This window comes from Arthrobacter stackebrandtii (assembly GCF_017876675.1).
Taxonomy (GTDB): domain Bacteria; phylum Actinomycetota; class Actinomycetes; order Actinomycetales; family Micrococcaceae; genus Specibacter; species Specibacter stackebrandtii.
The window spans coordinates 3,337,840-3,350,052 of record NZ_JAGIOI010000001.1 but is presented as its reverse complement, the minus strand read 5'-3'; the positions used below and the strand labels follow the sequence as shown (position 1 = coordinate 3,350,052).

At 66.8% G+C, this 12,213-nt stretch carries 12 protein-coding genes; 5 read left to right on the top strand and 7 right to left on the bottom strand.

Annotated elements, in window-relative coordinates:
* The first annotated feature begins 95 nt into the window (after positions 1 to 95).
* The 3 genes from JOF48_RS14570 to JOF48_RS14560 are packed head-to-tail and all read left to right on the top strand — an operon-like array spanning position 96 to position 4,839.
* A complete protein-coding gene (locus JOF48_RS14570; protein ID WP_209681813.1) occupies positions 96 to 1,121 on the top strand; it encodes a 3-oxoacyl-ACP synthase III in 1,026 nt (341 codons plus the stop codon).
* Positions 1,115 to 3,805, top strand: coding sequence for an alpha/beta fold hydrolase (locus JOF48_RS14565; RefSeq protein WP_342591254.1), 2,691 nt, complete (start codon positions 1,115 to 1,117; stop codon positions 3,803 to 3,805). The genes JOF48_RS14570 and JOF48_RS14565 overlap by 7 nt, the downstream gene beginning before the upstream one ends.
* Positions 3,802 to 4,839, top strand: a complete 1,038-nt coding sequence (locus tag JOF48_RS14560; protein WP_342591253.1) for an NAD-dependent epimerase/dehydratase family protein — start codon at positions 3,802 to 3,804, stop codon at positions 4,837 to 4,839. The genes JOF48_RS14565 and JOF48_RS14560 overlap by 4 nt, the downstream gene beginning before the upstream one ends.
* 101 nt (positions 4,840 to 4,940) lie before the next feature.
* Here JOF48_RS14560 and JOF48_RS14555 read toward each other — a convergent pair whose 3' ends face one another.
* Together JOF48_RS14555 and JOF48_RS14550 are read right to left on the bottom strand one after the other, a co-directional pair.
* The gene (locus JOF48_RS14555; RefSeq protein ID WP_209681811.1) at positions 4,941 to 5,735 is read right to left on the bottom strand and encodes an ABC transporter ATP-binding protein; all 795 of its coding nucleotides are present in this window, start codon (positions 5,733 to 5,735) and stop codon (positions 4,941 to 4,943) included.
* Positions 5,728 to 6,930, bottom strand: coding sequence for an MFS transporter (locus JOF48_RS14550; protein ID WP_209681809.1), 1,203 nt, complete (start codon positions 6,928 to 6,930; stop codon positions 5,728 to 5,730). The genes JOF48_RS14555 and JOF48_RS14550 overlap by 8 nt, the downstream gene beginning before the upstream one ends.
* Before the next feature lie 244 nt (positions 6,931 to 7,174).
* Here JOF48_RS14550 and JOF48_RS14545 point away from each other — a divergent pair, with 244 nt between their 5' ends.
* Positions 7,175 to 7,837, top strand: a complete 663-nt coding sequence (locus tag JOF48_RS14545) for a FadR/GntR family transcriptional regulator (RefSeq protein WP_209681807.1) — start codon at positions 7,175 to 7,177, stop codon at positions 7,835 to 7,837.
* A 164-nt stretch (positions 7,838 to 8,001) separates the two neighbouring features.
* On the opposite strand, the gene mutM is transcribed toward JOF48_RS14545, so the two are convergent.
* The 4 genes from mutM to JOF48_RS14525 are packed head-to-tail and all read right to left on the bottom strand — an operon-like array spanning position 8,002 to position 10,615.
* Positions 8,002 to 8,964 carry a bifunctional DNA-formamidopyrimidine glycosylase/DNA-(apurinic or apyrimidinic site) lyase gene (gene mutM, locus JOF48_RS14540; RefSeq protein WP_209681806.1) on the bottom strand — a complete coding sequence of 321 codons (963 nt, stop codon included), beginning with the start codon at positions 8,962 to 8,964 and terminating at the stop codon, positions 8,002 to 8,004.
* Positions 8,965 to 9,813 carry a ribonuclease III gene (rnc, locus tag JOF48_RS14535; RefSeq protein WP_209681804.1) on the bottom strand — a complete coding sequence of 283 codons (849 nt, stop codon included), beginning with the start codon at positions 9,811 to 9,813 and terminating at the stop codon, positions 8,965 to 8,967. It lies immediately after the preceding gene.
* 60 nt (positions 9,814 to 9,873) lie between these two features.
* A complete protein-coding gene (gene rpmF / locus JOF48_RS14530; RefSeq protein ID WP_044579357.1) occupies positions 9,874 to 10,077 on the bottom strand; it encodes a 50S ribosomal protein L32 in 204 nt (67 codons plus the stop codon).
* Between the two features lie 58 nt (positions 10,078 to 10,135).
* On the bottom strand, positions 10,136 to 10,615 hold the full coding sequence (locus JOF48_RS14525; protein WP_245346986.1) for a YceD family protein: 480 nt from the start codon (positions 10,613 to 10,615) through the stop codon (positions 10,136 to 10,138).
* Positions 10,616 to 10,981: 366 nt separating this feature from the next.
* Between JOF48_RS14525 and JOF48_RS14520 the strand changes: the two genes are divergently transcribed.
* A complete protein-coding gene (locus JOF48_RS14520) occupies positions 10,982 to 11,614 on the top strand; it encodes a hypothetical protein (RefSeq protein WP_209681800.1) in 633 nt (210 codons plus the stop codon).
* Between the two features lie 72 nt (positions 11,615 to 11,686).
* Here JOF48_RS14520 and coaD read toward each other — a convergent pair whose 3' ends face one another.
* Complete coding sequence (gene coaD, locus JOF48_RS14515; RefSeq protein ID WP_209681799.1) at positions 11,687 to 12,202, bottom strand: pantetheine-phosphate adenylyltransferase; 516 nt, start codon at positions 12,200 to 12,202, stop codon at positions 11,687 to 11,689.
* Positions 12,203 to 12,213 lie beyond the last annotated feature (11 nt).

Here is a 12,213-nt window from a genome sequence, read left to right as displayed (position 1 = left end):
GACCGTTTTAGGCTGTTTCCGCGTATTTCAAGGCAGGGGTGCCGGTTTTCCGGTGCCCAATGACTTGCACAATACCTCAAGAAAAAGGCTGGAACTTGATCGGCAACGCTACGTTTCGTCACCACAACACCGCCTTGCTCGCTGTCTCAAGCGTGGAAGCCCCCGTGGTGGTCAAGTCCAGTGACTTTGATGCCCGCCTCGCACCCAGCCTGAAACGGCTCCGCCTGTCCAAGCGCCTTCTGGAGCGCGTGGCCGGCGTGGAGGAGCGCCGCTGGTGGGCGCCGGGAACGTCCTTTGACGACGCTGCCATTGAGGCCGGTGCCAAGGCGCTGGCCGAGGCCGGGATCGAGGCCGGCCAGGTGGGCCTGCTCATCAACACGTCCGTGACGCGCCGCAACCTGGAGCCGTCCGTCGCCGTCAAGGTGCACAACGGGCTGGGCCTGCCGTCTTCCGCCATGAACTTTGACGTGGCCAACGCGTGCCTCGGATTCGTCAACGGCATGACGCTGGCCGCGAACATGATCGACTCCGGTCAGATCCAGTACGCCCTGATCGTGGCCGGCGAGGACGCCCAGGCCACGCAGGAAACCACGTTCAACCGGCTCAACGCCGAGACGTCCACGCGCGACGACTACCTGCGCGAGTTTGCCACCCTGACCCTGGGCTCCGGCGCCGCCGCGGCCGTCATGGGCCCGGCTGACAAGCACCCCGGCGGGCACCGCATTCTGGGCGGCGTCTCACGTGCCGGCACCGAACACCACGAGTTGTGCGTGGGCGGTCCGGACGGCATGTTCACAGACACCAAGGGCCTGCTGGACAACGGCCTGGAACTTGTCACCAACGCCTGGCATGAGGCCCACACCGACGGCTGGAACTGGCGCTCCATGGACCGCTACGTCACCCACCAGGTCTCGAATTCCTATACCAACGCCATCATCAAGGCGGTCAACCTGGTCAAGGGTCGGGTCCCGATCACGTTCCCCAAGTGGGGCAACGTGGGGCCGGCATCCCTGCCCATGACGCTGGCGCAGGAAGCCCAGACCCTGAGCCCCGGCGACCGCGTGCTGTGCATGGGCGTGGGTTCCGGGCTGAACACCGCGATGATGGAAATTGCGTGGTAGCAGTGCTTTCGCAGGACACTGCCACGCCCTGGCCCGGTGTTGACGCGCAGTGGCGCCGCACCCTCTCCGTCCCGTCCACCGCCTCCGTTGACGCCCCCGGCACCCTGCGCCAGTGGCACTACCTGGACAATGAGTCCGACGTCGCCGCCACCGGCATGGAACCTGCGGGCACCCTGCTGTGCGTGCACGGCAACCCCACCTGGTCCTACCTGTGGCGCACGCTCCTGGCCGGCGCCACCTCCCCCGCAGCCATCGCCGGCGGCGGACCGTGGCGCGTCATCGCCGTGGACCAGCTGGACATGGGCTTCTCCGAACGGACCGGAACCTTCCGCCGCCTGCCCGACCGCATCACCGACCTCTCCGACTTCACCGCCGAGCTGGGCCTCACCGGCCCGGTGGTCAGCGTGGGCCACGACTGGGGCGGGGTCATCTCCCTCGGCTGGGCCCTGGCGCACCCAAGCCAGCTGGCCGCCGTCGTGCTCACCAACACGGCCGTCCACCCGGCCGGCCATGCGCTGCCGCCGGCCCTGAAGCTGGCCCTGCACCCGGCCGTGCACCAATGGGGCACGACGACGACCCCCGCCTTTTTGAAGGTGACGCACGGTTTGGCGCAGCCCGCCTTGGCGGACGACGTGGCCAAGGCCTTCATGGCCCCCTACCGCTCCGTGGAGCGGCGTGCCGGCGTGGGCAACTTTGTGGCCGACATTCCGGCGGCCCCGGGACACCCGTCGTGGGAAGCGCTGGAGGGAGTGGCGGAGGGCATCCGCAGCCTGGAGGTGCCTGCGCTGATGATGTGGGGGCCCAAGGACCCCGTGTTCTCGGACCGCTACCTCAACGACCTCATCACCCGGCTGCCGCACGCCGACGTGCACCGTTTTGAGGGTGCAAGCCACCTGGTCCAGGAGGACCGGGACATTGCCGCGCCCACGTTTGAGTGGCTGGGGCGCAACGTTGCCCGCCGTGCCGACGGCCCGGATGCCGGCAGCGGGTCCACCTCGGACGCTGCCCCGGACGCTGGTTCATACGTCCCCATGCTGGCCGAGGTGGATGCCCGCCGCGGCGACACCGGCACGGCGATCGTGGACATGCTGCCGGACGGCCGCACCCGCGAGCTGTCCTGGGCGCAGCTGGCCGTTGACGTGGACGACCTCGCCGCCGGCCTGGCCGACCTCGGCGTGCGCGCCGGGCACCGGGTCAGCCTGCTGGTGCCCCCGGGCATCAACCTGACCACCCTGATTTATGCCTGCCTGCGCCTGGGCGCCGTGATTGTTGTGGCCGACGCCGGGCTGGGCACCAAGGGCATGAGCCGCGCCATCAAGGGCGCCCGCCCCGACTTCCTGGTGGGGATCGAACGCGCCCTGGCGGGGGCCCGGCTGTACAGCTGGCCCGGAGTGAAGATTGCTGCTGAGGACTTCACCCCGTCCACTGCCTCGGCCAGGATGGCGCTGCTGGGCTGTGCCGCCACGGTCCCGCAGCTCATGGCCAACGGACGCGTCATGCGCCTGGCCGGGCATGCCGCCTCCTTCACCGCACCGGATGCCGACGCCGATGCCGCCGTGCTGTTCACCTCCGGCTCCACCGGTCCGGCCAAGGGCGTGGTGTACACCAACCGGAAGCTCGCGGCGATGCGGGACACGCTCAAGGCCACGTACAACCTGGCCGCCGGGACCTCGCTGGTTGCGGGCTTTGCCCCGTTTGCGCTGCTGGGCCCCGCCCTGGGCGCAACCACCGTCACCCCGGACATGGATGTCACCGCGCCCCGCACACTGACGGCTTCCGCGCTGGCGGCGGCCGCCGCCGCGATCGACGCCACCGTGGTGTTTGCCTCGCCGGCCGCGCTCGTCAACGTTGTGGCGACCGCAGCGCAACTGTCCGCTGGACAGGCCAAGGCGCTGGCCGCCGTCGAACTTGTCCTCTCGGCTGGGGCGCCGCTGGGCATCCCGCTGCTGGAAAAGGTCCAAGCGCTGGCTCCGAACGCCGCCCTGCACACCCCGTACGGCATGACCGAGGCGCTGCCGGTGACGGACATCGACCTGCCGGGCATCCGTGCCGCGGGCGCGGGCAACGGCGTGTGCGTGGGGCGGCCCGTCAGCGGTGCCACCGTGGCGATTGCGCCGGTGGCGGCCGACGGATCCGTGGCGCTTCAGCCCTCGTTTGATGCCGGCGTGACGGGCGAGGTGCTGGTGCGTGCGCCGCATGTCAAGGCCCGCTATGACCGCCTGTGGGTCACCGAGCAGCACAGCATCTCCATTCCGGGCTGGCACCGCACGGGCGACGTCGGGCACCTGGATGCCGGGGGCAGGCTGTGGGTTGAGGGGCGCATGGAGCACATCCTGGCCACCCCCTCCGGCGTGCGGACCCCGGTGGCAGCCGAGCAGGCCGCCGAACAGCTTCCCTCCGTGGCCCGCGCCGCAGTGGTGGGCGTCGGGCCCGCCGGGACGCAGGCGGCAGTGGCGATCGTGGAGACGGTCCCTGCTGCACGGCGTTCCGGGCTGGCACCGTTTTGGCTGGCCGCGGCGGTGCGTGCTGCCGTCTCCGCTGCCGGCGTGGACCTGCCGCTCTCGGCTGTGCTGGTGATTGACACCATGCCCACGGACGTGCGGCACAACTCCAAGATCGACCGTGCGGCGCTGTCCCGCTGGGCGGCCCGGATGCTTGCCGGCGACAAGGCCGGGCGCCCGTGAGCGGGGAACCTGGCGCTGCGCCCGTGCCCCCCGCTCCCGCGGGATCCGGACCGCGCCGCGTCCTCGTGACTGGAACCAGCGGCATGCTGGGCCGGGCCGTGGCGCAGCTGCTGTTTGACCGAGGCTACACGGTGCGGACGCTGCAGCGCGGGGCCGTCGAGGCACCCTGGGAATCAGTCCAGGGCTCCGTGGTGGACCCCGACGTTGCCGCACAGGCGGTGGCGGGCATGGACGCCGTCGTGCATCTTGCGGCGAAGGTGTCCTTCACCGGCGACTGGGACGATTTCGTGGCAACGAACATCGTGGGCACCCGCCAGCTGATCACGGCCGCCCAGCGTGAGGGCCTGCGCGACTTCGTCTTTGTCTCCTCGCCGTCGGTGGCGCACTTTGGGTCTTCCATTGTGGGCGCACAGGCGGGGACGGCCGATCCCGACCGGGCCCGCGGCCACTACGCCAGGTCCAAGGCTGCGGCGGAAGAGATCGCCCTGGCCGAGGACTCCCCCGCCTTCCGTGTCACGGCCATCCGGCCGCACATTGTGTGGGGCCCCGGCGACACCCAGCTCGTGGAGCGAGTGGTGGAGAGGGCACGGGCCGGCAGGCTTCCCCTGCTGGACGGTGGCCGGGCGCTCATTGACACCACGTACGTTGACAACGCGGCCGAGGCCATTGTCCGCGGGCTCGAACGCATGGACCACGCGCACGGCCAGGCCCTCGTGGTGACCAACGGCGAGCCGCGGCCCGTGGGCGAGCTGATTGCCGGCATCTGCTCCGCGGCAGGTGTCCCGGCGCCGGGCTACTCCGTGCCTGGCTGGCTGGCGCGCGGCGCCGGATCCGTGATTGAGAAGGCGTGGACTGCTGCAGGCACCCGAGGCTGGGTGCACGACGAACCGCCCATGACCCGCTTCCTGGCCGAACAGTTGTCCACCGCCCACTGGTTCGACCAGCGGCACACTCAGGCCGTCCTCGACTGGACGCCGTCCGTTTCGCTGGACCAGGGACTGGAACGCCTGGCCGAGTACTACCGGAACCGCTGACTCCACCTTCCTTCCCGCAATGCGCCTACTGCGCCGGGCCTGCCCCACGGGTGCATGCCGGTGCTGCCCGCCGACGAAGCAGGAAACTGAAACCCAACCCGTCAGTTGCCCACATGCGCCCGTGCCTGCCAGCGGCCGCCACGGTGCTCGATCTTGATCGGGTGGTCGAAGCATTCGCTCACCAATTCAGTCGTCAGCACCCCACTGGCCAGCCCTGACGCATGTCGACGGCCGTCCTTGATCAGCATCGCATGTGACGTTGTCGTCGGAAGCTCCTCCAGATGATGCGTCACCAGGATGGTGGCGAGGCTTGGCCGTGCCCGGTGCAGCTCGTCGATGGTGGCCAGGAACTTCTCGCGCGCCGCCACATCGAGTCCTGTGGAGGGCTCGTCCAGCAGCAGGAGCGGAGGGTCGGGCAGCAGTGCACGCGCGATGAGAACGCGTCCTCGTTCGCCTTGGGACAGTGTCGGCCATCTTGCAGCCTCAAGCCCGGCGATTCCGAGCATCTCGATCAGCCCGTCTGCCCGGGCCCGGGTGGCGGCGTCGGGCTTCCAGCGAGGCATGGGCTCGGTCGTGCCCGTCGAACCAGTGAGAATGACCTGGCGCGCGGTGAGCGGGGAGCCCGGCGAGTGGCGCGGATTGACGTGGCCGATGGACTCTCGCAGTTCCCGGATGTCGACACGGCCGAGCTTGCGGCCGAGGACGTGCACGCTGCCGCGCGTGGGGTGTTTCACCGCGCCACACATGCTCAGGATGGTGCTCTTGCCGGCTCCATTGGGACCGATCAGCGCCCAGCGCTCCCCCGCTGCCACTGTCAGGTTGATGTCTGTGAGGATCTGCCGGGATTCTCGCACGAAGTCAACGTTCTCTAGGCGAAGGATTTCTCTGTCATTCATGAATGCGGTCCAGTTCTGTCGCCTGAATTTGTGGTTCGGGAATCTGCGGGGAGCCGGGCCGGCGTTCCTTGAGGACGAACGAAAGTGCGAAGCCCGCCATGAGGAGTGCGGCGACGATCATGAAGACCGATTGGATGCTTGCCCGGTCCGCGATGGATCCCAGCAGCGGACTCACCAGGCCTCCGAGCGAGAGGGTCAGTCCCAAGGTGACGCCGCTCGCCATGCCGATCCGGTTCGGCAGATAGGAGTGCGACAGGGTGATCTGCGCGGCGAACGGCAGGAACAAGCCTGTCCCCAGGGCCGCCGTCGCGGCGATGACCGCCGCGGGCGTAGGGGCAAATGCGATCGCGACCGTGGCCGCCGCCGCCAGCAGATATCCCGCGCGGACGACGCGCAGCCGCCCCAAGCGGTCAGAGAGCCAGCCCCCGGTGAGGGTCCCGACCGCACCGGCAGCGGGAAAGACGGACAGCGCAATCGAGGCAAAACCGGCGCCAACGTCGAACTTCTGGATCGAGTACAGGGAGATGAAGGTGGAGGTGCCGACGTAGGCGACAGACCAGGTGGCCAATACGGCGGTGAGCCACGTGAAAGCCCTCCAGTCGTCGGGGATGGAGGCCTTGGGTGCGGCAGCCGCCCGCTCGACGGGCGCTGCGCGTGAGAACAGGTGCCGCCGTGAGACCACGGCATACACCGCCCCGAGCACCACAGCAGGGATGATGAGCAGGGCTGAGCCGGACAGTCCGAACAGGCCAACCACGAGGATCACGGCAGAGGGGGCCAGCGCCACACCCACGTTCCCGCCCACGGAGAACAGGCTCATGGAACCACTGGTGCCGCCGCCAAGCTCGCGGGCCTCCATCGTCGCTGCCGGATGGTAGGCAGCGACACCGATGCCCGAGATCGCCACGACGGCCCAAACGGCGGCGTAGGAGTCGGCGACGATGCCGCTGAGGGCGATGCCTGCACCGGCCGCGAGCAGCCCGGCGAGGCTCATCCAGCGCATCCCGAAGCGGTCGCTGAGAAATCCGAACATCGGCTGGGCGACGCTCGACAATGCAGTCGCAGCGAGCGTGATCCCTGCAACAGCCGCATAGGAGTACTGTGCATGCAGCACGAAGAACGGCAGCAACGCCGCGACCGCGCCGGTATAGAAGTCGTTTGCCGCGTGGGTTGCCGTCAGGGCCCAAAGGCCCAACCGATTTCGAGTGTGGGGTAAGGACGTGTTCATGGGCTTCTTTCGGTGCCGTGCGCCAGGGAGTGCCCACGGCACAAGGCCACAGGCATCCGGGACGCAATGGTGGGGAGACCGGCACGGTAGGTCACACCGCGAACAGGCCCGCCGGTCGGGTCAGCACCTGCTGCGGCAGCAAAGGAGGAGTTGCTGAGGCATGCGGTAGACTATACACAACTTCTCAGACAAGTAGCGAAGTGGAGACTTCATGGCACAGGTGAAACGAACCTCGCTGGCAGAGCAGGCAGCAGACCTTCTTCTCGAGCGCGTCCGCGCAGGCGAGTGGCCGCTGGGATCGAAACTCCCGGGCGAGAACACGCTCGGCCCCCAACTCGGAGTGGGCAGATCGACGGTGCGTGAGGCCATCCGCAGCCTTGCAGGACAAGGAGTGCTGGCGACCAGGCAAGGTGCCGGCGTCTTCGTGGCCTCGCTGGACATTGTCGAAGACTGGAGTGCCGCACTTCTGCAGGCCGACATTAACTCGGTGATCGAGGCACGCATCGCCATCGAGGTCGAGGCCGCCGCGCTTGCAGCCGAGCGACGATCCCCCACCGAGCTGCGTGCAATCAGGAGAGCGGGGGACCAGCGCGACGCTGCGCGATCCGACATCGAAGCGCACGTTGACGCAGACATTGCCTTCCACCGTGCCATTGTGGCCGCGGCGCACAACCCCATCCTTGTCGACCTGTTCGACAGCTTCACCCCACGCAGCCGCCAAGCGATGATCGACCTTCTGCGCCTGCAAGGCGAATTCGGGAGCGACGCTGACCAGCACGCACACACCCGCATCGTCGATGCGATCGCCGACCGCGATGGACCGGCAGCCGCCGTGCTTGCCAGGGAGCACCTGAGCACCCTCAAGATGGGCTAAAGAAAGGCCCCAATACCCTGCCGACGTTCCGCATTGACGCGGCTGGCTGCAAATGGGCTCTTTCACGGCCCGGCATTCTACGCAGCCGTGACGCTGTCGGATGCCTCAACGGGGATTCCACTGGACTCGGCAACCGCCCTGCATGTCGAGGGACAACGTGCCAACTACATCCGTGCGTTGCGCGGCTTCATCTGGCAGACGGGGCAGCTGTAGGACGAGCGGTTCATGAAAGTGTCCCGCCGGATCATGGTTCCGCAGCGCGGGCAGGGCTCGCCTTCGCGGCCGTATGCGTTCAACGAGCGGGCGAAGTAGCCGGAGGCGCCGTTGACGTTGACGTACAGGGAGTCGAAGCTGGTGCCGCCGGCGTCGAGGGCCCGGGCAATGACGTCGCGCGCGGCGTGAATGATCCGTTCGGTGTCCGGGCGGCGCATGGTGTCCGTGGGGCGGGCGTAGTGCATCCTTGCCGCCCACAGGGCCTCGTCGGCGTAGATGTTGCCGATGCCGGAGACCAGGGACTGGTCCAGCAAGGCACGCTTCAAACCAGTTTTGCGTGACCGCAGTTTCTGGTGCAGTGCTTCAAGGTCGAAGTGGGGGTCCAGAGGGTCCCGGCCAATGTGTGCGGCCTCGTCCGGGATGAGGTCCCATGCTGAGCCGGCCCCGCCCGGCATGTGGTCCGCGGTGGGTTGCAGGGAGGTGACGAACAGGCCGCCGAAGATGCGCTGGTCCACGAAGCGCAGTTCCTCGGGCTCATCGCCCCTGGGTTCCAGTGACAGCCTCACCTTGAGGTGCTTTTCGTGGGGCTGTTCAGGCGATTCCACCAGCAGCTGCCCGCTCATGCCAAGGTGGGCCACCAGTGCCGTGTGTGGGACGGCTTCGGGGCCGGCATCCCCGGAGTCCGTGCCGGCACCGGGCAGGGACGAGTCGCTCAGCGGCATCCACAGGAACTTGCCGCGGCGGACCACGGAACTCACCGTGGCGCCTTCGAGGTTGCCGCGAAAGTCTTCAACGCCCAGGGCGTGGCGGCGGATGGAGCGGGGGTCGGGCACAGCGACGGAAGAGATGCGGCGTCCGGCAACCCAGCGCTCAAGACCGCGGCGAACGACCTCAACTTCGGGCAGCTCGGGCATTTACTTCGCTTGCTTGGCGCCGGAACGGGCGGCGTTCGCGCCGGAAGCCGCGGAAGAAACGGCGGGTGAGCCTGCCGCGGAGGAGGGCGCGCCGTCGTGCTTGGCAGCAGTGGCCGCAGACGCATCTTCACCCGGGCCGTACTTCTTTTGCAGCTCAATCCACCCGGCGGCCGCGGCAGAACGCTCGGCCTCCTTCTTGGAGGGGCCGGTGCCGGTGCCGTAGTGGCGCCCGCCGATGACCAAGGCGGCGGAAAAGCTGCGGGCGTGGTCGGGGCCGGTGCCGGTGATGTCATAGACGATGGTGCCGAGGTGGCGGGCGGCGGAGATTTCCTGGATGTTGGTCTTCCAGTCGGTGCCGGCGCCGAGGACATCCGCATCCGCGAGGAGCGGCCCCACCAGGCGCATCACGAGCTCGCGGGCGGTCTCGATGCCGTGCGTAAGGTACGTGGCGCCGATGAGCGCTTCCATGGTGTCGGCCAGGATGGAGGACTTGTTGCGGCCCTTGGTAATGCGTTCGCCGTGGCCGAGGTAGATGAATTCGCCGACGCCCAGGTCACGGGCGATCGAGGCGAGGGCGCGGGTGGAGACCACGGAGGAGCGGCGCTTGGCCAGGTCTCCCTCGGGAAGGGTGGGGTTGTCGCGGTACAGGGCGTCCGTGACGGAGAAGCCAAGGATGGAGTCGCCGAGGAACTCGAGGCGCTCGTTGGTGGGGATGCCGCCGTTCTCATACGCATAGGAGCGATGAGTGAGGGCAAGACGAAGCGTCCCGGCATCAATACTGACACCGAGACGCTTCATAAGCAGTTTGTGTCCGTCCGTGAGCTCCGGTGATGGAAGATCTGCGGACATGGCCACTCCTGCTAAGTATTATTCAGAATCGATACGGACCTGTTGGCCGCACGGACGTCTTTAGACGTCGGCTACCTTGCGGCCCTTGTATTCAAGGAACAGCGCGGTGCCGGCCGAGTCGGTGACGACCTTGGCCTGGTGCGGGAGGCTGTAAACAACCTGGCCGTTTTCGATGGTCTTGACCAGAGCAGGCGCGGTGGCCTTCCACTGGGAACGGCGTGCGCGCGTATTGGCACGGGACATCTTCCGCTTGGGAACAGCCACGGCAAACTCTTTTCTCTCGATAACTCACGGACTCATGTCCGAAAGTAAAACTTTTTTGCTAGTTTTCTTCGCCGGTAAAGCCCTGTAGGGCAGCCCACCGAGGATCAACTACCTCGTGATGGTGCCCCGGCTCATCTGCAAGGTGTATTCCACATTCGGAACACAGACCCTCACAGTCTTCCCGGCACACCGGCTGGAACGGCAGGGCGGTTACCACTGCGTCCCGCAACACCGGTTCAAGATCGATAGAATCGTGCTCGACCCAACGTTGCTCATCTTCCTCTTCCGCAAGGTGGTCCGCGGACGGCTCCTCGTAGAAGAAAAGTTCCTGCACATCAACTTCAAGGTCATCCTCGAAGTTCTCCAGGCACCGGGAGCACTGGCCTGTCACATCGACAAGCACATTGCCCGACACCAGAATTCCTTCATGGACGGCCTCAAAGCGGAGTTCCAGATCCAAATCGGTTCCGGGCGTCACGCTGATGAGCGGGGTGCCAAAATCCTCCGGCACAGGTACACGTTCCTGGAACTTCCACATGCTGCCCGGGCTTCGCCCAAGCTCCCTGACACCAATGGTGAGGGGCGTGCCATGGTTGGACTTGCTGCCCAACGTGGTTTCGCTAATGAGAACTCCTGTAAAAACATATGACCGACGCACCATCTTAGCCCGAAATTACGCGGGCATCAAAACGGGGCGAACCAGACCAAATTGGCCTTATCCAGTCTACGACAGCCCCGCCCGTTGCGGCGAACCTGGCGGCGTGATGTAACTCTCAGGCCTGCGGTGCTGCCGTTTGCCCTGCTTCACGCCGTATTGCACGACGCCGGATGGCTGGGTTTGGCGTGTTGCGCCGGCCCGTTCAGGGCTGCCTTCCGGACGCCGCCTGCGGCATATTCAGTCATCTTGATCATTCCTGTTTACGTATCGGACTGGCAAACAGGCAACGGGGACATCGAGCGGATTGTGGTTGGCATGGCGTTTAGCCACGTCCTTCTTGTTCACACCGACACCAGGGAACCGGGAACGGGCTATGGCAGCTTTGGCCGGGATACCACCGCTGCTGCGATCGCATTCCACGGCATTACGGGACGCGAGGAGGCGGAACTGGCGCGGCTCGAGGCATTCGTAAGGGAGGATGGCGGCAGCTTTTTTGCCTACGCCCCGCTGTCGGGAACCGTGTTGGATCCCAGCAGCACTCCCCTGCCGGATCCATATGCCGATCCTGAGTCTGAGCCGGAAAATAGGGCACGTGCGCCAAATGCAGCCTATGCGCACCATTACTGCCGGACCATGCGCATAGGCAAACACACTTTGGCCGTGCGCACGATACGGGCCCCTAAGTGGCGCAGCTCTTCGACTGGCGCACTATTGACCGGGCGACCATGCGCATACGCAAAGTCAGATTGGGACATGCGCAACGTTGATCCCAAACCCGGCGCATACGCCAAAGAACTTTGCCTGTGCGCGTGCTGCCACCCGACTCTTGCGCATACACAAAGCAGGCCTGCAAAAGGAGGGCCAAATGCGCAAAGGTGACTGTCCGGCGTCGTGCCTCACCATCCGGGGCCACACCTCAGCATCCGGGGCACGCCTGACCGGAGCGCCGGTCTACTGCCTGGGCGGGACGATCGTGACGGGGCGGGTGTCGGGGCCAACATCGCCCTGGAGGCGGCGCAGGACGGCGCGGGGGACGTAGTCGGCCACGTCGCCGCCGAGCGTGTGGACCTCCTTGATGAGCGTGGAGGAGAGGTGCAGGTAGCGGCTGTCGCCGGGCAGGAACACGGTTTCGACGCCGGAGAGCTGGCGGTTCATGGTGGCCATGGGGAGTTCGTAGTCGAAGTCCGAGGAGGAGCGCAGGCCCTTCACGATGGCGGAGGCACCGCGGGCGTGGCAGTAGTCGGAGAGCAGGCCCTCCCCCATGGGTTCCACCACAATGCCGGACAGCGCCGAGAACGTGGTGCGGGCCATGTCGAGGCGCTCGTTGAGCGTAAAGCGGTAGTTCTTGGCGTAGTTGGTGGAGACGGCGACGATGACCTCGTCGAAGAGGGCCGAAGCGCGGGCGATCACCTCAATGTGGCCCTTGTGGATGGGGTCAAAGGATCCGGGGCATACGGCGCGTCGCATACCCATGAATG

What these genes read in the sequence shown, in the direction of transcription:
- coaD (WP_209681799.1), bottom strand. Translation starts at nt 12,202, where the DNA reads ATGCGACGCGCCGTATGCCCCGGATCCTTTGACCCCATCCACAAGGGC.
- JOF48_RS14555 (WP_209681811.1), bottom strand. Translation starts at nt 5,735, where the DNA reads ATGAATGACAGAGAAATCCTTCGCCTAGAGAACGTTGACTTCGTGCGA.
- JOF48_RS14545 (WP_209681807.1), top strand. Translation starts at nt 7,175, where the DNA reads ATGGCACAGGTGAAACGAACCTCGCTGGCAGAGCAGGCAGCAGACCTT.
- JOF48_RS14525 (WP_245346986.1), bottom strand. Translation starts at nt 10,615, where the DNA reads ATGTGGAAGTTCCAGGAACGTGTACCTGTGCCGGAGGATTTTGGCACC.
- mutM (WP_209681806.1), bottom strand. Translation starts at nt 8,964, where the DNA reads ATGCCCGAGCTGCCCGAAGTTGAGGTCGTTCGCCGCGGTCTTGAGCGC.
- rnc (WP_209681804.1), bottom strand. Translation starts at nt 9,813, where the DNA reads ATGTCCGCAGATCTTCCATCACCGGAGCTCACGGACGGACACAAACTG.